The sequence below is a fragment of the Janthinobacterium sp. NFX145 genome (assembly GCF_049810325.1).
GTDB classification, from domain to species: domain Bacteria; phylum Pseudomonadota; class Gammaproteobacteria; order Burkholderiales; family Burkholderiaceae_D; genus Janthinobacterium; species Janthinobacterium rivuli.
The window spans coordinates 3,124,920-3,143,268 of record NZ_CP187360.1 but is presented as its reverse complement, the minus strand read 5'-3'; the positions used below and the strand labels follow the sequence as shown (position 1 = coordinate 3,143,268).

Below are 18,349 nucleotides of genomic sequence, written 5' to 3'. Positions count from 1 at the left end.
TCAACAAGCTGCCGATTGTCGGCGTGCATGCTGGCCGCTGCCCCGTATTTCTTGTTCCCGCTCAAGAATCGCCGGATCGGCAACCGTAGAATTTCCCGGACGGCGATGCTCGGGCCGCAACCTTTCGGAGCACAGGCATATGGACAGCAAGGTGGATAGCAAGGGCGGCGTGGTGGCGGTGGTGGGGCTCGGTTATGTGGGCTTGCAGCTGGCCGTGGCGTTTGGCATGCGCCAGCGCACGATCGGCTTTGACTTGTCGGCCCGCAAGGTGGAAAGCTACCGGCGCCACATCGACCCGACGGGCGAAGTCAGCCATGAACAGTTGCTGGCGGCGCAAGGGCTGAGCGTCGGCTGCGACCCGGCCGAGCTGCAACTGGCCGACTTCATCGTCGTGGCCGTGCCCACGCCCGTCGACAGCGCGCACAATCCCGATTTCTCCGCCCTGGCCGGCGCCAGCGCGGCCGTCGGCCGCCACATGCGGCGCGGCGCCATCGTCATCTACGAGTCGACCGTATATCCGGGCGCCACCGAAGAAATCTGTATCCCCATCCTCGAGCAGCATTCGGGCCTGCGCTGGAAGGAAGACTTTCATGTGGGCTTTTCACCCGAGCGCATCAACCCCGGCGACCGGGACCATACCCTGCACAGCATCCGCAAAGTGGTCTCGGGCGACGATGCCGCCACCCTGGAGCAAGTGGCAGCGCTGTACGAAGGCGTGGTCGAGGCCGGCGTGCACCGGGCATCGAGCATCAAGGTAGCCGAGGCGGCCAAGGTGATCGAAAACACGCAGCGCGACCTGAACATCGCGCTGATGAACGAACTGGCCATCATCTTCGACCGCATCGGCATCGACACGCTGGAAGTGCTGCAGGCGGCGGGCACGAAATGGAATTTCCTGCCGTTCCGTCCCGGTTTGGTGGGCGGCCACTGCATCGGCGTCGACCCATACTATTTGACGCACAAGGCGGAAATGCTCGGCTACCACCCGCACGTGATCCTGGCCGGGCGCCGCATCAACGACGGCATGGCCAAGTTCGTGGCGGAAAAGACCATCAAGGAAATGGTGCGCGCGGGCTTCAAATTGAAAGGGGCGCACGTGAACGTGCTGGGCCTGACTTTCAAGGAAAATTGCCCCGACCTGCGCAACTCGAAAGTGGTCGACATGATCCACGAGCTGCAATCGTATGGCGTGCAGGTGCACGTGCACGATCCCGTCGCCGATGGCCGCGAAGCGCTGGAAGAATACGGCTTGACCCTGGAAAGCTGGGAACAGCTGCCGCGGGCCGAGGCCATCATCAGCGCCGTCTCGCACCAGGCCCTGCTGGCCCGCCCGCTGGCGGACTTCCAGGGCAAGGTGCTGGAAAACGGTTGCTTCATCGATATCAAATCGCATTTCGACCCCCGTCCGCTCGAGGACGGCGGCTTGCACGTGTGGCGGCTGTGATGGCGGCCGATGCTTTCGATCGGGCGGCAAGCGCGGCGCAAGGCGCCCCCGCTGGCGCCCCGGCTGCCGGCGCGTATGAGCAAGCCTGTGCGCAGCTGGCGCAAACGCCGCGGCGCTGGCTGGTGACGGGCGTGGCCGGCTTCATCGGTTCGCACCTGCTGGAAACCTTGCTGAAGCTGGGACAGGAAGTGCGCGGCCTCGACAATTTCATGACGGGCCACCGCCACAACCTGGAGCAAGTGCGCGCCAGCGTGGGAGAAGATGCATGGCGGCGTTTCACCTTCATCGAAGGCGACATCCGCGACCCGCAGGCGTGCGCGCGCGCGTGCGGCGTGCCGGCGCAGGCTGGCAGCGCCGATGGCAGCGAGGCAGACGGCGAGCCGGAAGGTGAAATAGATGCGGCAGATGGCGCCAGCGACGGCAGGGGCAGCAGCTTGGGCAAGCGCGGGCGTGCCAGTGCGGGCGGCTCCGCCACCGCTGGCGTCGCCGTCGATTATGTGCTGCACCAGGCGGCGCTCGGTTCCGTCTCGCGTTCGCTGGAAGATCCGCTGCTGTGCCACGCCGTCAATGTCAGCGGTTTCTTGAACATGCTGGCCGCCGCCCGGGACGCGGGCGTGCGGCGCTTCGTATATGCGGCCTCGAGCGCCACGTATGGCGACCATCCGGCCTTGCCGAAAGTGGAACAGCACATCGGCGCGCCCCTGTCACCGTATGCCTTGAGCAAATATGTCAACGAGCTGTATGCGCAGGTGTATGCGCGCTGCTACGCCATGCAGACGGTGGGACTGCGCTATTTCAATGTCTTCGGCCCGCGCCAGGACCCGCTGGGCGCCTACGCGGCCGTCATTCCCCGCTGGATCGCCGCCATGCTGGACAAGCAGGCCGTGCACATCCATGGCGATGGCGCCACCAGCCGCGACTTCTGCTTCGTACACAATGCCGTGCAAGCGAATATCCTGGCCGCCACGCGCGCCGACCCGGCGGCCGTCAACCAGGTCTACAACGTGGCCGTCAACGCCCGTACCAGCCTGACGCAGCTGCACGCCACCATGCAGCAGATGCTGCTTGCCGCCCGTCCGCAGCACGTGCCGCTGGCGCCACACTATGGCGAGTTCCGCGCCGGCGACGTGCGCCATTCGCAGGCGGACATCGCCAAGGCGGCCCGCTTGCTCGGTTATGCCCCCACACACGACCTGACGCAAGGCTTGCGGCACACCATCGCCTGGTATGTGGCGCAGGCGGGCCGGGCTTGAGGGTCGGGCCGGCCAGCCGTGAGGCACATGCCGGCAGGCCAGTTGGCTCGCGTGAGAAACAGGCAGCCCAGGCCGAGGGCACGCTGGCCGGACACGCTGGCCGTGCTTGAGCGTTCAATATTGCACGGGCGGCGCTGTCGGCGTTGTTGACGTTGTTGATGACGCTGCCGGCGCGGGCGGTTCCGGTATGCCCTCGCTCTTGCTGCGCAGAACCCGCGGCGTGCCCCGAAAATCGGCCGTATGCAGGGTGACGGGGCGGCGCCAGATGCGGGCGATGTACGCCAGTACCTGTTCCGCCCGCTCCAGGTCGAGGCCGCGCCCATCGCGCTGGTGATCGTGGCGCAGCACCAGGCTGCCGTCGTCGTTGAGCAGGGTGACGGCGATGCACGGCGCGCCATAGTTGTATTTGGGCGCCAGGATGGCTTCGCGGATGGTCCGCAAGTCGCGGCTGGCCAGGCGCGTTTCGCCGTCGCGGCGACTTTCATGCACGAACAGGCCCAGCCGGTCGGCCAGTGCATCGTCCAGATAGTTGCGTATGAAGCTGCAGTCATCGTCGTCGCGGCAAATCTGGCGTGCCCGGGCCAGTCCTTCGCGCTCGATGATGTGTTCCCACATGCAAAAGCCCAGGTGATAGGGGTTGACGGCCAGCGCTTGCTGGTGCTCGCCCGCGTAGGGGCGCACCACGTCAGAGTGCGACTTGATGGCGGACAGATACAGGGCCGGCGGCAGGAAGTCGGCTTCGCGCAGCAGCCGCGCGTGCCAGTACGAGGCCCAGCCTTCGTTCATGATCTGGCAGGCGTACACGGGATAGAAGTAAAACGACTCTTCGCGCACGGCCAGAAAAATGTCGCGCTCCCAGTCAGCCAGCTCCGGCCCATATTGCGCGATGAACCACAGTAAATCGTATTCGGGCTGCGGCGGCAGGAGAGGGCGTTGCGTCACGCGTGCCCGTGCGGCCTCGTGCGCCGCCAGCGCGGCCGCTTCACCGGGCAGGCGCCGGTAGCGTTGCGTAAAAGGATCGTCTGTGCCGGCCGCGTCTTGCATGCCGGCCACGCCCGGCGGCCCGGATCGCGCGGATGGTGCGGATGGAACGGAGTAGGGCGGGCGGTGCAGCTCGGCATGGATATCCACGTGCTGCTCCAGCGCCAGTGCCGCGTCGAGCACGGCTTCCACCTGCTCTTGCCCGTGGCGTTGCAGTGCCATTTCCAGACGTTGCGCCCGCGCCGCGCTCTGTTCCAGAATGCGCTGGCCCGCCATGGCGCCAAAACGCAGGAACAGGGTGTTGCGGCTGGCGAAATCGGCGTGGCCCAGCACGTGGGCCGTGACAAGGGTGTTTTCCGCCACGCAATTGTGCTCGGCCATGTAGGCATGGCAAGGGTCGCCGGGAAACATGACTTCGAACATATGCGAGTTGCCCATCTTTTGATGCACGAGCTGGTGGATGTAGCGCACGCCGAATGACCAGTGACGCATGCGCACGGGCAATCCATAGATGGCGATCTCGGCCATGAAGCTGTCCGGCACCAGTTCGAACTCGACGGGGGCAAACTCCAGCCCCAGTTCCCGCGCCAGCGCTTCGATGCGCGCCGCATAGCCGTCCAGGCCGGCAGTGTCAGCCTGCGTCATGGCGTTTCCTCCGCATCGGCCGCCTCGTGCTGGAAAAAGGTGCGGATGGCCGCCCAGATATCGTCATTCCTGCTGAGGATGCTGCTGTGCAAGGGCAAGCCGCGCCGTTCCTGCTCGGCAAACAGGCCGTGCATTTCCGTTTCCAGGCTGCGCGGCACACCGGGCACGGTTTCCACATAGCCCATATAGTTGAGCAAGGCGGCCAGTTCACCGAGGGCCAGGCTGGCCGGACCGCGGTCTTCGCTGAAATTCTCGCCATCGGAGGCATAGAACAGGTAGGCGTTGTAGCGGCCCGGCGCGTAGTGTTCCTGCAGCAGTTCGCGGCTCAGGCGGAAGGCGGTGGAAGCCATGGTGCCGCCCATGCCGTTGACCTGGAAGAACTCGGCTTCGGAAAATTCCCAGGCGCGCGTCGTATGGGCGATAAAGCGCGTTTCCACGCGCGCATACCTGCGGCGCAAGCCTTGCAAGGCAAAGAAAAAGAAGGATTTGGCCAGCTTTCGTTCGGCCTGCCCCATGCTGGCCGACACGTCCAGCACGAAAAACACGACGGCATTCGCGCTGGGCCGGGGCTGTTGCAGCACTTGGCGGTAGCGCAAGTCTTCATTGGTGAATGGCACGGGTTGGGCTTGCAAGGCGCGCCGCTTGATCGCTTCCTTGACGGTGCGCCGCCGGTCCAGGCGCGAACGAGCGCCATGGCGGTCTAGGCCGCTACGCACGAGCCGCACGTCGTCGATGGCGCCCAAGTGGCGGGGTTGGAGGTGCGGCAACTCGAAGGCGTCCCATAGCCAGTCGAGTATGTCGTCGATGGGAAACTCGAGCAGCAGGCGCACCGCTCCCTCGCCATCACCGCCTTCGCCCTGCGTTCCCGCCCCGCCCGTGGTGGCGGGATGGGGGGCGCGCAGGATATCGCCGGGCTGGCCGTCGCCCTGGCCCGCGCCCACGCTGTTGCGCGCGGGCGCCAGGCGGAAACGCGCATGTTCGAGCAGGTGCATGGGCACTTGCACCGTGCGCTGCTGCGGCCCGCCGATCAGGTCCGGTGTGGCGATCAGCTCGGGCAAGTGCGCCTGCACGGCGTCGCGCACTTTCTGATTGTGGCGCAGCCAGTCGCGCGCGCCGCGCGAGAACAGCCCGTACCAGGGCCGCGCCAGGGCCGGCGCGGCGGAAGCGGGCGAGGTCGTGGCGGACATGGCTATTCCTGCGCCAGCAAGGTGGTCACGTAGTTGAGCGCTTCGCGCGCGCTATGGGCGTCATAGCCGTATTCGTCGACCAGGCGCTGCTCGACGGCGGAGATTCTGGCCCGCACGTCGTCGTCGGGGCGCTTGGCCGAGCCGACCAGGCGCAGCACGTCGCGCCGCTGTTCGAACAGATATTGCTGGATGGCGTCGTGCAATTGCGCATGGCTACCCAGGCCAAACGCTTCGCCCCGCTTGAAGGCGCTCATGGCCTTGCGCACCACTTCTTGCCGGAAAGATTGCTTGCCCGAGTCGCTGATGTGGATTTTTTCTTCCACGGCGCGCAGGAAACGCTCGTCTGGCCGGCGTTCTTCGCTGGTGATGGGATCGCGGATCTGGCGGTTGTCGAGCATGGCTTCGACTTCATCGAGATATTTGTTCAGCAAGTCTTGCGCTTCCTGTTCGAACGACACGAACAGGGCCTTGTGCACGTCGGCCTTGACCCAGCGGTTATAAAAATCCTTGCGTGTGAGCACCAGGTAATCGACCCACTGGCGCTTGCGCCGGGGCTCGATGCGGGCATCGTTTTCTATGCCGTCCTTCAGGGCCAGCAGCACGTCCATGGTCGACAGGCTGTTGCGCTGGGCGGAAATGATGGCGTGCGACAGGGCATTGATGACGAAACGGGGAGATACGCCCGACAGGCCCTCATCGGGCGATTTGTCGCGTTCGCGCATGCGGCGGAGGTCGGCCGGCTGCAAGTCGTCCACGTCTTCATTGGCGTACACGCGCAGTTTCTTGACCAGTTCTGCTTCCTTGTCGTCGCCTTCGGGCAGACGGCTGAGGATGGCAAACACGGCCGCCGCATGCAATACGTGCGGATCGAGGTGCACGTCGCGGAAGGCGGGCGCGGCCGCCAGGATCAGCTTGCGGTAAATGCGCGCTTCCTCGCGGTAGTTGAGGGTATAGGGCACTTGCACGATGACCATGCGGTCGAGCAGCGCCTCGTTTTCGCTTTCTTGCAGAAATTTGCGAAATTCGGCCAGGTTCGTGTGCGCGAGGATGGTTTCGTCGAGGTAAATCAGGGGAAAGCGCGAGACCTTGACATTCTTTTCCTGTGTCAGGGTCAGCAGCAGGTAGAGAAATTCCCGCTTGACCTTGAGGATCTCGATCATTTCCAGCATGCCGCGGCTGGCCGCATACACGGCGCCCGACCACGACCAGGCGCGCGGGTCGCCTTCGTCGCCGTACTGCGCCACTTTCGACAGGTCGACGGAGCCGACCAGGTCGGCCAGGTCGGCCGTGGTGGGATCGTGCGGCGCATACGTGCCGATGCCGCACCGGCCCGCCTCGGACAGGTGGATGCGCTCGACGGGCATGCGCAGGAAGTCGCCCGCATACTGTTCTTCCAGGCGGGCGCGGCAGTGTGGACACAATTCGCCGTGCAGCTCGGCATCATAGCTGGCGCGAAAGTCGGCGCGCATGCTGTGCGGCACCAGATGCAGCGGCGACTCGTGCACGGGACAGCCGGCGATGCCGTACAGCGCGCCTTCGCTGCTGTGGCTGTATTCTTCCAGCCCCCGCTTGAGCAGGATTACCATGGTCGACTTGCCGCCCGATGGCGGTCCCAGCAACAGCAGCATGCGCCGGCCCACCTCGGAGCCGGCAGCCGCCGCCTTGAAATAGGCGGCAACCCGGTCGATCGCCTCGTCGATGCCGAACAGCTCGTCGTCGAACAGGCGGCAGCGGAAACGTCCGGCGTCGTCCGTCTGGCCGTTCCAGCGCATCATGTCCCACAGATACTGGTGCGCGCTGCGCGTCAGCAGGGCGGCGCGGCCGGGCAGGATCTGCTCGATGAAGTCGGCGAAACTGCCGCGCCAGGGGCTGATGCGATGTTTTTCCGCCCAGGCCGCCATGCCGTGCATAAAACCGGCATGCTGGCCTGCTTGCTCGCCCGCGGGCGCGTCGTCTTGGCGTGTCATGTTTTGGCGTGTCATACCAGGGCTCGTCATTGTTTCCCCATCCATACCGTTGCTGCCGTGGAGCAGCCGTGGAGCAGGCCCGGTTCCAGCCTGTCAGTCAAGTATACGGCGCAGCCTCTGGCCGCACGCCTGATCTCGCTCAACCCTGACGACGGAACTATTTTGATCCTCGCTCGCCCCTGCAGGAAGGGCGGCCATGTGTCGGCGCGGTTCAATCCAGATCAATACCGGCCGGCGCAGCCCGCCCACACTGGTGCTTCGAAATGACCAACGAGGAGAACATCATGGTAGGTAACGAGAATGGTTTCAGCGCCCCGCCTGGCGGCAGCGGCAGGGGGCAAAGCGCGGATGATGAAGAGGCCGTCGGGCAATTTTCCGCCCCCGGCGAAGACGACAATACGATCGAGAGCGCGTCCGTCTCGGACGTGCCCGACGCCTTGAGCGGCGTCAGCATGGAATTGCTGGAAATCAAGCGCAGCATCGAAGACGGCATGCGCCAGTCCATTTCCCAGGCGGCCGGCGTGCGCGCGGCCGACGCCTTCAGTGACGGCGGCAATATCCAGGGTGTGTCCATCGGCCTGGGCGAGGGCGCCAGCGACAGCTCGTCCGGCGAGCCAGGCTTGCCGGCCCTGACCCTGTACGTGGCCGAGCCCACTTCCGTCGACCGCGCCAAGGCCGCCATCGTGGGAGCCATGGGCGTGCGCGCCGTGGCCAGCGACAGCGTGCCCGTCAACATCGTCGTCACGGGCGTGATCGATGCGCAACCGCACCGTTTCCGCCTGCGTCCGGCGCCGGGCGGCGTGTCTGTCGGGCATTTCCGCATCACGGCAGGCACCATCGGCTGCCTGGCCGTGGGGCGCAGCGCGCCGCGCAACAGCCGCTTGATGATACTTAGCAATAACCACGTGCTGGCCAATTCCAATGGCGGCGTGTTCAACGACTGCATCGTGCAGCCTGGCCCCATCGACGGCGGCCGCTGCCCGCAAGACCAGGTGGCCGTGCTTGAGCGCTTCGTGCCCATCAATTTCAGCGGCGGCGTCAATTTTGTCGATTGCGCCACCGGCTGGGCCTGGCCAGACAGGGTGCGCCCCGAACTGGTCTACCTGAGCGGCGGGGTGCCCGCCTACTTTCGCATCAGCAATGCGCTGGTGGCGCCCGCGCTGGGCATGATGGTTGGCAAGTCCGGCCGCACGACGCAGTTGACGCAGGGCCGCATCACGGGCCTGGGCGCCACCATCAACGTCAATTACGGCGGCGGCAGGATCGCGCTGTTCCAGGACCAGATCGCCATCACGGGCGTGAGCGGGGCGTTCAGCGCGGGCGGCGACTCCGGCTCGTCCATCTGGACCTGGAACCAGCAGCGCAATCCCGTCGGTCTGCTGTTTGCGGGCGGTAATAACATCACCTTTGCCAACCAGATGCGGCGCGTGGTGGTGGCGCTCGACATCAATTTGTACACCTGAGCACGCTTTTACGACCAGGCGAGGCGCCTTGCATAACGCCACTTTTTGCACGATGATGATCTTGGGCAAGGGACGCCGCCACGCCTGGTTCGGGCTGGCGAAGCGTGCTGCAACGCCGGATGGGCGGGTGTATCATGGAAGGCATCAGGAGGGTCTGTCATGTCAAACAGTAAATTCGCACAATCGCCATATGCCGTCTTCGAGGACGCCGCCATGCCGTATTTGCCGGATGAGACCCCTGGACAGGGCATGGGGCAGTACGCCCCTGCCGCGCCCCAGGGCCGCCTGGAAGCGGCAAAGCGCCGCAACGAGCGGGCGCTGATGGCCATCGATGGCGTGGAAGGCGTCAGCGTGGGGCAAACGGCCGTGGGCAAGGAAGCGCTCGTCGTGTACCTGCGCGACTCGTCCGTCAAGCGGCGCGTGCCTTCGCAGGTCGAAGGTTATCCGGTGGAAACGAGCATCACGGGCCAGATCGATATCCAGCGCTGGTAGGCAGCAAGCGGGCCTGGACACCTTGCCGCGGCGGAGCGTTGCGTTGCGATGGAAGACCTGTTGCCAGGCCTTCCATGCAGTCCTGTAGCCTGCCTTATTTGCTCAGGCGGCCGATCGCTTCGGCCACGCCCGCGCCATAGGCGGGGTCGCACAGGGTGCAGTTGCCGATGTGGCGTTGCTTGACTTGTTCCGACGCGCCCGAGATGGCGCGCGCCGTGTTGTCGAACAAGGCTTGCTGCTGCGTCGCGGTCATCAGGCGGAACAGGGCGCGCGGCTGCGAATAGTAATCCTCGTCGACCCGGTGGTTCCAGTGGTCGGCCGCGCCTTCGATGCTCAGCGGCGGCTCGCGGAAGTCCGGTTGCTCGGCCCATTCCTGCTCGCTGTTCGGTTCATAGCCCAGGGTGCCGCCCATGTTGCCGTCGACCCGCATCTGGCCGTCGCGGTGGTAGCTGTGGAACGGGCACTTCGGCGCGTTGACGGGGATATGGCTGTGGTTGACGCCGAGGCGGTAGCGCTGCGCGTCGCCATACGAAAACAGCCGGCCTTGCAGCATCTTGTCCGGCGAAAAGCTGATGCCGGGCACCACGTTGGCAGGGTTGAAGGCTGCCTGTTCCACTTCGGCGAAGTGGTTGTCGGCATTGCGGTTCAGTTCCAGCACGCCCACTTCGATCAGCGGATAGTCGCCGTGCGGCCAAACTTTCGACAGGTCGAAGGGGTTCAGGTGATACGTGCCTGCCTCTTTTTCCGGCATGATCTGCACGTACAGGGTCCAGCGGGGGAAATCCTTGTTTTCGATGCTTTCGTACAGGTCGCGGTGCGAGCTTTCGCGGTCCTTGCCGACCAGTTCCTCGGCTTCCTGGTCCGTCAGGTTTTGAATGCCTTGCTGGGTTTTCAAGGTGAACTTGACCCAGAAACGCTCGTTTTGCGCATTCAGGAAGCTGAAAGTGTGGCTGCCGAAGCCGTGCATGTGGCGGAAGCTGCGCGGCAAGCCACGGTCGCTCATCACCACCGTCACCTGGTGCAGGGCTTCGGGCAGCGAGGTCCAGAAATCCCAGTTGCTGTTGGCGCTGCGCAAGCCCGTGCGTGGATCGCGCTTGATGGCGTGATTCAGATCGGGAAATTTTAGCGGGTCGCGCATGAAAAACACGGGCGTATTGTTGCCGACCAGATCCCAGTTGCCTTCTTCCGTGTAGAACTTCAGGGCGAAGCCGCGGATATCGCGTTCCGCATCCGCCGCGCCCCGTTCGCCGGCCACCGTGGAAAAGCGCGCGAACATCGGCGTTTTCTTGCCCACTTCGCCAAAGATTTTCGCCCGCGTGTAGCGCGTGATGTCGTGCGTGACGGTAAACGTGCCGTGCGCGCCGGAACCCTTGGCATGCATGCGGCGCTCGGGAATGACTTCGCGGTCGAAGTGGGCCAGCTTTTCCAGGAACCACACATCTTGCAGCAGGGCGGGGCCGCGTGGACCGGCCGTCTGGATGTTCTGGTTGTCGACAACAGGCGCGCCAAAGGCGGTGGTCAGCTTTTTCATTGGACTCTTTCTTTCATGGCTAGGCAGAGCAATGGACGCACCGGCGCTACTCAAACACTGGCTGGGTTGAATGAACACTCACCGGGGCTGGTCCAGAGTAAAATTTCTAAAATGCAAACCAGTGTAAACTTTTTTGTGCGGGATGGCTTGCCACGCCGCCCGAGCAAGCTCAGGCGGCGTACTTGCATCATAAGCGCTCAATGCGTGCCGCTCCCGCACGCTTGCAAGTTGCAAGTATATAAAGGCAGGTCTTGATCGCGCCACTGGCCTTTTGCCCAGTTTCTAAAACTTGTTCCAGTTATTGTGCCGGTGCTCCGTCGCTTCCTTCATCAGGTGGCCGGCGCGCAGGGCGTCGTCGGCTTGCACCGTCATGGCCAGTTCCTGGAGGGCGGGCGGGTATTCGTGGTGGGCCGCTTCTTCCAGCAGCTCGTGGCCCTTGGCCAGGTCGCGCGGCACGCCGCGGCCTTCGCGGTAGGCGTTGTAGAGCAGGAACATGGCGTGTGGATTGCCCAGTTCGCTCGACTTGTCCAGCCAGTGCGCGGCGATCACGGGATCTTGCGGCACGCCTTCGCCATTCGCCGCCAGCAGGCCCAGCATCAGGGCCGCCTTCGCATGGCCTTGCTGCGCCGCTTGCCGGTACCACAGCCAGGCCTGGGCCGGCGTGGCGGCGCGCAGCATCTGGCCCAGTTCGAAGGCGGCTTCCGTGTCACCCGCGCGGGCCGCCTGCTCGAACAGGCTCAAGGCCTCGGCGCGGCGTTCGGGACGGGGCTGGTAAATCAGCGCCAGTTCGCGCTCGGCGACGGGCATGTCCTTGCTGGCCCAGCCGCGTACCTTGCGCTCGGCCTGCTGGTCGCCCGCCTGGCGCGCATGCATGGCGACGGCTTCGATTTCGGCCGCCGTGGGTGGTGGCGACGACTGGCAGGCGGACAGGGCAGTGGCCAGCACAGTGGCCAGCACGATGGCGGGCAGGGAGAGTGCATGTTTCATATTGATCAGCTTTCATCAAGACAGGCCGGAACTGCCGCAGCCCCGGCCCATGGACCTTATTTGCTCAGGTCGATGCGGTACTTGGCGAAGCCGCTGGCATCGAGGCCGCCTTCGGCCGCCACGTTGGCGATGCCGCTGCCTTGCGCCAGCGCCAGATGGCCCGGCGCCGAGCGCAGGATCACGGGGCCGGCCGTGGCCGTCTTGACGAAGCTCCAGCTACGCGCGCTGCCATTCGCCGCCAGGGTCACCTTGCCGCCTTTGGTGCTGAGCGACGCCAGGTAGTTGCTGACCACGGCCTGGTTCGCATCGGGCGACTTGATGATGGTTTTGCTGCCATCGATGCCAGGCACGGCGCCGCCGCCGCCGGCGCGGTAGTCGTTGGTGGCGACGATGAAGTCATCGCCGTCGGCCACTGGCGCGCCCTTGTACGTGAGATTGACGATGCGGCTGCCCAGCTTTTTCGTCACATCGATCTGGTACGTCAGCGCATTGTTTTCCGCATAAAACACGTCGTAGTTATAGATCGTGGCATACGACGGCACCAGGTCTTGCTCGGCGCTGCTGGCCGGGTCGATCTGGTTGAATTGCTTGGCCGACGTTTCCAGCCAGGCCTTCAAGTCAGATCCCTTGATTTTCACGGCTTGCAGGTTGTTATTGCTATATAAATACAGGTCGCCCGGATTGCGCACCTGCAAGCCAACCGGTGCGGCAGGCGTCGCGCCCGAGGCCACGTCCGTGAAGTCCGATGGTCCGTTGCGGCCTGCCTTGAACGGCGCGCTGCACGAGATGACGGGGATGTTCTTGTAGCTGGACAAGGTCGCGTCCGTGCTGGTGGCGATGAAGTTTTTCACGTAATCAAGCTGCGCCTGGTTCACCAGTTGGATGGCGCTCACGTCGCCCACCAGCGCAAAATAGGCGGACATCTCGAAATCCGTGCTGATGCCCAGCGGCTGCTTGGCATAGGCGATGGTAGCCGCGTGCTCGGTGGCCACCAGCGGCGCGATGGCGGGGTCGGCGTTCACGAGGGTCTTGCCATCCGTATACTTGAAGCCGCGCGATTCCACCGTCGTCTTGGCCGGCTGCACCACCCATTTGCTGCCCTGATAGGCCATCGTCAGCTTGATGATGCCCAGGCGGCGGCCCCAGCTTTGCGCCATGACGGTGGGCACGCCGTTGACAAAGCCGTTCTCGGCATCGATCTTGGCGCTGGCGGGGAAGGCCGCGAACGAGGCGTCCAGCGCGGCCGCGCCTTCTTCCTTGCCTTTCGGGAAGATCAAGTGTGAGTGGCCGATCATCAGCGCGTCAATGCCCGTGCTGGTCAAGTGATAGCTGCCGTTTTCCATCTTCGGGCTGTAGGGAGTGGTATCGAGGCCGCCGTGCGACAGGGCCACGACGAGGTCGGCGCCCTTGCTGCGCAATTCCGGCACGTATTGTTTCGCCGCTTCCTGCACGCCCGTCACACTGACCTTGCCAGCGAGCACTTTCTGGTCCCATTCGAGGATTTGCGGCGGCACAAAGCTCAGCACGCCCACATTGATTTTCACGGTCAGCTTGCTGCCATCGGGCGCCGTGGCGGTAAAATCGCGCGGGAGCAGGGTATAGGGCTGGAAAATCGGCTTGCCGCTGGACACGCCGACGACATTGCTCAGCACGGAAGGGAAGGCGGGCGCGCCGCACGTACCCGTCGGCTTGGCCACGCCGGGTATGCCGAAATCCGTGTTGGTGATCTGGCTCAGGTATGGCAAGCCGTAGTTGAATTCGTGGTTGCCCATGCCGCCCGCATCGTATTTCAGCGCGTTCATGGCCTTGTGCACGGCCAGCGTGCCGCTGCACGGAACGGGCGCGGCCACGGCCTGCAGGTCGGCCAGCAGGGTGCCCTGGATGACGTCGCCATCGTCGAGCAGCACGTTGTTCGGATTTTCCGTGCGCGCCGCCTGGATCAGGGTCGACGTGCGCTCCAGCCCCAGGCTCGTGTCTTCGGCCAGCGCATAGTAGTTATAACTCAAGACGTTCGAGTGGATATCGGTGGTTTCCAGCAATGCCACCGTGACCGTCGTGCCTTCGGGAATGGCCGGCGCCGCCGGGGTATTCGAACTGCCGTTGCAACCGACGAGACCTGCACTTGCCAGCGCCGCCAGCATGACCCAATTTGTTTTCATTACCGCTCTCGGAGAGATTCAAAGGACGCGACTGTAACGCCGCCATATGACGCGGCGATGACAGCCGTGCGGGGCGCATGGATTCAGGGGCGCGCGCAGGCGGCCACGGCCTTGGCTAGCCAGGCCGCATCGATGGCGCCCAGGCGCCGGGTACAGATTTGATGTTGAGAAGTCAGAATCACTGTGTACGGCAAGCCCTTGATTTGATTGCCAAAGATGGGCAGCAAGGCGGGTGAGGCCAAGGCCTGCGGATAGCTGGCCGGGTGCTGCCGCAGGAACGCTTGCGCGGCCGCCCGCGTGTCGATGGCGATGCCGATAAAGGTCAAGCCGGGCTCGCTGGCGGCGTGGGCATTGAAAATCGGCAACTCCCGGATGCACGGCAGGCAGTTGCTGGCCCAGAAGTTCAGCACCACAGGTTGCCCTGGGAGCTGGCCGAGATCCAGCCTGCCATCGCCATCGAGGCGGGGCAAGTCAAAGGAGAGCGGCGCGGCGTTTGCATGGCATGCCGTGGCCATCAGCAGCAGCGCTGGCCAGCGTGTCATTGCGGCACCACGGCCGCATCCGTCATGCGGTAATACAGGCCCATGGGGTCGCTGGCCAGCACTTTCAGCTTGCCTTGCACGATAAAGGGCGCATAGCTGAACTTTACGGGCGTCTTGCTCTTGATCTCCACCACGCCTTCCGGGCCGGCAGGCAGGCAAAAGGCGCAGCTGGCCGAGGTAATGGTCAGCAGGAAGTGTTTCTGCTTTTGCCCCGGTTCCAAGGGCATCATGAAGCCTTGCACTTTCACCTCCGTATTGTCGAGCGCGCTGATTTCCGGCGTGTATTTCGGCACCATGCGGCCCTTTTTCGCCTTGACCGTGGTGGCCTGGCCCAGCAGTTTCCACGATACGACGCCGGGCAAGTCCGTCAAGGGGGCGAAGAACGACGGTGGTTCGTCGACGGGGGCCGCTGCGGCGAGGCCGGCCGGCAGCAGGCAGACAGTCAACACCATGATTTTCAACATGTATTTCCTTTCAGGGGCGCGCCAGGGTGGCGGCGATATCGGTGCGGTAGGCGCGCGCGGCGGGAATGGCGGCGGCCAGCAAACCCACCGCTGCGGCAGTCACGGGCAACCACGCTTCACCGGGCGCGATACGCCACGCTTGCAGATTCAGTTGCTGCATCGATTCCAGCAAGCCGACACCGGCATGGCCCAGCAGCCAGCCCAGCGCCGCGCCCGTCAATGACAGCAGCAAGCCTTGCGCCAGCAGCAAGCGCAGCAGTTTGGCGGGCGAGGCGCCCAGGGTGCGCAGGATGGCCAGGTCAGTCTTGCGCTCTTCCAGCGCGCCATACAGGGCCACGAACAGCGACAGGGCCGCCACCAGCAGCACGCCGGCGGCGATCGCCCGCAGCACATCGATACCCACGCCAACTAGATTGAACAGCCGTGCCGCCTCGAAGGCGGGCTGCGCCGCCTGCAGGCGCGGCTGGCCATTGACCCAGCGCGGCAGGCTGAGCGCGGCCAGGGGCGAAGCGTACTGCACCAGCACGGCCGTCAGTTCGCGCTCCGGCGCGCTGCTGGGGTGTTCATCGGGATCCGTTTCATGCACTCGCCACACGGAAGCGACGGGCGTGAGGATCAGGCGATCGAGCACCGTGCCCGTGGGCGCCAGGATGCCCGCTACCGTGTAGGGCGCGTGGTCGTGCAATTCTCCGCCCGCCGCCAGGCCGTGCGAGCCGGCAAAGCTGGCGCCCAGAGTCGCGCCCGTTTCGCGGGCCGCTTGGGCGCCGAACACGGCTTGCATTGGCTGCGTGAACAGTTTGCCTTGCGCCAGGTGCGCGCCATAGTGATCCAGCAGCGCCTTGGTGCTGCCGACGATGCGGTAACCGTGGAAGTTGTCGCCCAGCGCGAGCGGGATCGCGGATTGCACCAGCGGCTGCGCGGACAGCGCCGCCAGTGCCGTGTCGGGAATGTTACCGGTCGGAATATCGGCGTGATACACGGATGACAAAATCAATTGCAAGGGCGAACCTTTCGCGCCCACCACCAGGTCGATGCCCTGGGCATCGCGTTCGGCGTGCTCTTCCAGCTGGCTGGAGACGGCAAGGATGAAGGTCATCATGGCGATGCCGATGGCGACCAGCAGCAGATTCAGGCTGGACGCCAGCGGCTTGTGGCGCAGGGCGCGCCAGGCCAGGGTGGCCGCGTTCATGTCGCCACTCTGGAGCTGGAGCGGGGCAGGCGCAACACGAGCGCATCGGGCAAGGCGGCCAGCACCCTGGCGTCGTGGCTGGCGATCACCAGCGAGGCGCCAACTTGTTCAGCCTGGCTAGCCATCAGGTTGACGACGGCGGCGCAGGCGTCGTCGTCGAGGTTGTCCGTCGGCTCGTCGGCCAGGATCAGCCGCGGTCGCATGACGACGGCGCGCGCGATGGCGGCCCGCTGCCGTTCGCCGCCGCTCAGGGCGTGCGGATAGGCATCGAGCTTGTTGGCCAGGCCCAGCTGGCCCAGCAGGCTGGCCGCGCGGGCGGGATCGGGCCGCTGGCCGATGGCATAGGCGGGCAGCAAGACATTATCGAGCACGTTCAAGCTGGGCACCAATGCCAGTTGCTGGGGCAACAAGCCGATGGCGCGGCCGCGCCAGTTGTCGCGCTGGCGCGGCGTGAGGCTGGGCAGGGACGTGCCCGCGACGTCGAGGCGGCCCGCCTGGGGCGCCAGGATGCCGGCCAGCAAATGCAGCAAGGTCGATTTGCCGGAGCCGGATGGCCCAAGCAGCAGCGCGTGGCGCCCGGCGGGCAAGTGAAAGGCGGCGATATCGAGCACCGGGCTGGCGGGATCGTAGCCATAGGTCAGGGAGGCGAGGTGGAGCATGGAGTTCTTTCGGGTGGCTGGCTGGCAAAGATTGCCGCACAAATGCAACTGAGCTGCATTATAATTCAAACGCAATCGACTTGCATTTAAAATGCCAGCATCCATTGCCTCCCTTAGTCTCCCTTAATCAACGCCCTCTGAAAGATACCCATGACCCAGCGCAAACTCCCCGTCACAGTCCTGTCCGGCTTTCTCGGCGCCGGCAAGACCACCTTGCTCAACCACATCTTGCGCAACCGCGAAGGCAAGCGGGTGGCCGTCATCGTCAACGACATGAGCGAAGTCAATATCGACGCCTCGCTGGTGAAAGACAGCGCGGAAGCGGCCGGTGCGGCCCTGTCGCGCACGGAAGAAAAACTGGTGGAAATGTCGAACGGCTGCATCTGCTGCACGCTGCGCGACGATCTGTTGCTGGAAGTGCGGCGCCTGGCTGCGGAAGACCGCTTCGATTATTTGCTGATCGAATCGACGGGCGTGGGCGAGCCGATGCCCGTGGCCGCCACCTTCGACTTCGAAGACGATCACGGCGACAGCCTGAACGACGTGGCGCGCATCGACTGCATGGTCACAGTCGTCGACTGCGCCAACCTGCTGGCCGATTTCCATAGCGAAGACAGCCTGGAGCAGCGCGGTGAGATCGCGGGCGAGGGTGACGACCGCCAGCTGGCCAACTTGCTGACGGAACAGATCGAGTTTGCCAATGTCATCGTCCTCAACAAGGTCGACATGGTCGATGCGGCCGAGCGCCTGCGCGTGCTGGCCGTCATCAAAGCCCTCAATCCCGGCGCCCGCATTATCGAAACCAACCAGTCCGTCGTGCCGCTGGACGCCATCCTGGGCACGAACTTGTTCGACCTGGAGCAGGCGGCCAGCATGCCGGGCTGGGCGCAGGAGCTGGCCGGCACCCACACGCCGGAAACGGACACGTATGGCATCAGCAGTTTTGTGTACCGGTCGAAAGAGCCGTTCCACGCGCAGCGTCTGCATGACTACATTGCCCAGCCGATCAAGGGCGTGGTGCGCAGCAAGGGATATTTCTGGCTGGCCAGCCGTCCCGAATGGGTGGCCAGCCTGTCCGGCGCGGGCAAGCTGATGAATATCGAACCCGTGGGCCTGTGGTGGGCGTCCGTGCCGAAGGAGCGCTGGCCTACGGATGCGGCCTCGCTGGCGGAAGTTAAAGCGGGCTGGAGCGAAACGTATGGCGACCGCTACCAGGAGCTCGTCTTCATCGGCCAGGACATGGACCAGGCCGCCATCGAGGCGGACTTGAAGAAATGTCAACTCAACTACACGGAAACGCGCCAGGGCATGGCCGCCTGGCGCAAGCTGCCCGACCCATTTCCCCAATGGCAGCGCATGGAAGAACTCGAAGATTAACCATCAACA

At 64.6% G+C, this 18,349-nt stretch carries 15 protein-coding genes; 5 read left to right on the top strand and 10 right to left on the bottom strand.

Going from position 1 to position 18,349, the window contains the following annotated elements; all coding sequences use genetic code 11:
• Window positions 1–139 precede the first annotated feature (139 nt).
• Together ACPJXG_RS14155 and ACPJXG_RS14150 are read left to right on the top strand one after the other, a co-directional pair.
• Window positions 140–1,444 carry a nucleotide sugar dehydrogenase gene (locus ACPJXG_RS14155; protein WP_035818787.1) on the top strand — a complete coding sequence of 435 codons (1,305 nt, stop codon included), beginning with the start codon at window positions 140–142 and terminating at the stop codon, window positions 1,442–1,444.
• Window positions 1,444–2,697: an SDR family oxidoreductase gene (locus ACPJXG_RS14150; RefSeq protein ID WP_425254645.1), complete on the top strand. Its 1,254-nt coding sequence runs from the start codon at window positions 1,444–1,446 to the stop codon at window positions 2,695–2,697. The genes ACPJXG_RS14155 and ACPJXG_RS14150 overlap by 1 nt, the downstream gene beginning before the upstream one ends.
• A gap of 114 nt (window positions 2,698–2,811) precedes the next feature.
• On the opposite strand, the gene ACPJXG_RS14145 is transcribed toward ACPJXG_RS14150, so the two are convergent.
• The 3 genes from ACPJXG_RS14145 to ACPJXG_RS14135 are packed head-to-tail and all read right to left on the bottom strand — an operon-like array spanning window position 2,812 to window position 7,477.
• The gene (locus ACPJXG_RS14145) at window positions 2,812–4,323 is read right to left on the bottom strand and encodes a SpoVR family protein (RefSeq protein ID WP_425254644.1); all 1,512 of its coding nucleotides are present in this window, start codon (window positions 4,321–4,323) and stop codon (window positions 2,812–2,814) included.
• Entirely contained in the window at window positions 4,320–5,510 is a 1,191-nt protein-coding gene (locus ACPJXG_RS14140; RefSeq protein WP_425254643.1) for a DUF444 family protein, read from the bottom strand. The genes ACPJXG_RS14145 and ACPJXG_RS14140 overlap by 4 nt, the downstream gene beginning before the upstream one ends.
• A 2-nt stretch (window positions 5,511–5,512) precedes the next feature.
• A complete protein-coding gene (locus ACPJXG_RS14135) occupies window positions 5,513–7,477 on the bottom strand; it encodes a prkA protein (protein ID WP_051958515.1) in 1,965 nt (654 codons plus the stop codon).
• A 284-nt stretch (window positions 7,478–7,761) separates the two neighbouring features.
• Here ACPJXG_RS14135 and ACPJXG_RS14130 point away from each other — a divergent pair, with 284 nt between their 5' ends.
• On the top strand, window positions 7,762–8,940 hold the full coding sequence (locus tag ACPJXG_RS14130) for a hypothetical protein (RefSeq protein ID WP_425254642.1): 1,179 nt from the start codon (window positions 7,762–7,764) through the stop codon (window positions 8,938–8,940).
• Between the two features lie 159 nt (window positions 8,941–9,099).
• On the top strand, window positions 9,100–9,432 hold the full coding sequence (locus tag ACPJXG_RS14125; protein WP_176390553.1) for a hypothetical protein: 333 nt from the start codon (window positions 9,100–9,102) through the stop codon (window positions 9,430–9,432).
• A gap of 94 nt (window positions 9,433–9,526) precedes the next feature.
• Here ACPJXG_RS14125 and ACPJXG_RS14120 read toward each other — a convergent pair whose 3' ends face one another.
• The 7 genes from ACPJXG_RS14120 to ACPJXG_RS14090 all read right to left on the bottom strand — a co-directional run bounded on the left by ACPJXG_RS14120 (window position 9,527) and on the right by ACPJXG_RS14090 (window position 16,963).
• The gene (locus ACPJXG_RS14120) at window positions 9,527–10,963 is read right to left on the bottom strand and encodes a catalase (protein ID WP_425254641.1); all 1,437 of its coding nucleotides are present in this window, start codon (window positions 10,961–10,963) and stop codon (window positions 9,527–9,529) included.
• 282 nt (window positions 10,964–11,245) lie between these two features.
• On the bottom strand, window positions 11,246–11,950 hold the full coding sequence (locus ACPJXG_RS14115; RefSeq protein ID WP_425254640.1) for a tetratricopeptide repeat protein: 705 nt from the start codon (window positions 11,948–11,950) through the stop codon (window positions 11,246–11,248).
• A gap of 56 nt (window positions 11,951–12,006) precedes the next feature.
• Window positions 12,007–14,109, bottom strand: a complete 2,103-nt coding sequence (locus ACPJXG_RS14110; protein WP_425254639.1) for a bifunctional 2',3'-cyclic-nucleotide 2'-phosphodiesterase/3'-nucleotidase — start codon at window positions 14,107–14,109, stop codon at window positions 12,007–12,009.
• An 83-nt stretch (window positions 14,110–14,192) separates the two neighbouring features.
• Window positions 14,193–14,651: a TlpA family protein disulfide reductase gene (locus ACPJXG_RS14105; RefSeq protein ID WP_425254638.1), complete on the bottom strand. Its 459-nt coding sequence runs from the start codon at window positions 14,649–14,651 to the stop codon at window positions 14,193–14,195.
• Window positions 14,648–15,115 carry a DUF3299 domain-containing protein gene (locus ACPJXG_RS14100; protein ID WP_425254636.1) on the bottom strand — a complete coding sequence of 156 codons (468 nt, stop codon included), beginning with the start codon at window positions 15,113–15,115 and terminating at the stop codon, window positions 14,648–14,650. Before ACPJXG_RS14100 ends, ACPJXG_RS14105 begins: the two co-directional genes overlap by 4 nt.
• A 10-nt stretch (window positions 15,116–15,125) precedes the next feature.
• The gene (locus ACPJXG_RS14095) at window positions 15,126–16,304 is read right to left on the bottom strand and encodes an FtsX-like permease family protein (RefSeq protein ID WP_425254635.1); all 1,179 of its coding nucleotides are present in this window, start codon (window positions 16,302–16,304) and stop codon (window positions 15,126–15,128) included.
• On the bottom strand, window positions 16,301–16,963 hold the full coding sequence (locus ACPJXG_RS14090) for an ABC transporter ATP-binding protein (RefSeq protein WP_425254634.1): 663 nt from the start codon (window positions 16,961–16,963) through the stop codon (window positions 16,301–16,303). The genes ACPJXG_RS14095 and ACPJXG_RS14090 overlap by 4 nt, the downstream gene beginning before the upstream one ends.
• A 150-nt stretch (window positions 16,964–17,113) precedes the next feature.
• Here ACPJXG_RS14090 and zigA point away from each other — a divergent pair, with 150 nt between their 5' ends.
• A complete protein-coding gene (zigA, locus tag ACPJXG_RS14085) occupies window positions 17,114–18,340 on the top strand; it encodes a zinc metallochaperone GTPase ZigA (protein WP_425254633.1) in 1,227 nt (408 codons plus the stop codon).
• Window positions 18,341–18,349: the final 9 nt, after the last annotated feature.

Excerpts from the sequence above, each read along its gene's own strand:
- ACPJXG_RS14135 (WP_051958515.1), bottom strand. The coding sequence starts at position 7,477 with ATGACACGCCAAGACGACGCGCCCGCGGGCGAGCAAGCAGGCCAGCAT.
- ACPJXG_RS14140 (WP_425254643.1), bottom strand. The coding sequence starts at position 5,510 with ATGTCCGCCACGACCTCGCCCGCTTCCGCCGCGCCGGCCCTGGCGCGG.
- ACPJXG_RS14105 (WP_425254638.1), bottom strand. The coding sequence starts at position 14,651 with ATGACACGCTGGCCAGCGCTGCTGCTGATGGCCACGGCATGCCATGCA.
- ACPJXG_RS14125 (WP_176390553.1), top strand. The coding sequence starts at position 9,100 with ATGTCAAACAGTAAATTCGCACAATCGCCATATGCCGTCTTCGAGGAC.
- ACPJXG_RS14115 (WP_425254640.1), bottom strand. The coding sequence starts at position 11,950 with ATGAAACATGCACTCTCCCTGCCCGCCATCGTGCTGGCCACTGTGCTG.
- ACPJXG_RS14110 (WP_425254639.1), bottom strand. The coding sequence starts at position 14,109 with ATGAAAACAAATTGGGTCATGCTGGCGGCGCTGGCAAGTGCAGGTCTC.
- ACPJXG_RS14100 (WP_425254636.1), bottom strand. The coding sequence starts at position 15,115 with ATGTTGAAAATCATGGTGTTGACTGTCTGCCTGCTGCCGGCCGGCCTC.
- ACPJXG_RS14120 (WP_425254641.1), bottom strand. The coding sequence starts at position 10,963 with ATGAAAAAGCTGACCACCGCCTTTGGCGCGCCTGTTGTCGACAACCAG.
- ACPJXG_RS14145 (WP_425254644.1), bottom strand. The coding sequence starts at position 4,323 with ATGACGCAGGCTGACACTGCCGGCCTGGACGGCTATGCGGCGCGCATC.
- ACPJXG_RS14090 (WP_425254634.1), bottom strand. The coding sequence starts at position 16,963 with ATGCTCCACCTCGCCTCCCTGACCTATGGCTACGATCCCGCCAGCCCG.
- ACPJXG_RS14095 (WP_425254635.1), bottom strand. The coding sequence starts at position 16,304 with ATGAACGCGGCCACCCTGGCCTGGCGCGCCCTGCGCCACAAGCCGCTG.
- ACPJXG_RS14130 (WP_425254642.1), top strand. The coding sequence starts at position 7,762 with ATGGTAGGTAACGAGAATGGTTTCAGCGCCCCGCCTGGCGGCAGCGGC.
- ACPJXG_RS14155 (WP_035818787.1), top strand. The coding sequence starts at position 140 with ATGGACAGCAAGGTGGATAGCAAGGGCGGCGTGGTGGCGGTGGTGGGG.
- zigA (WP_425254633.1), top strand. The coding sequence starts at position 17,114 with ATGACCCAGCGCAAACTCCCCGTCACAGTCCTGTCCGGCTTTCTCGGC.
- ACPJXG_RS14150 (WP_425254645.1), top strand. The coding sequence starts at position 1,444 with ATGGCGGCCGATGCTTTCGATCGGGCGGCAAGCGCGGCGCAAGGCGCC.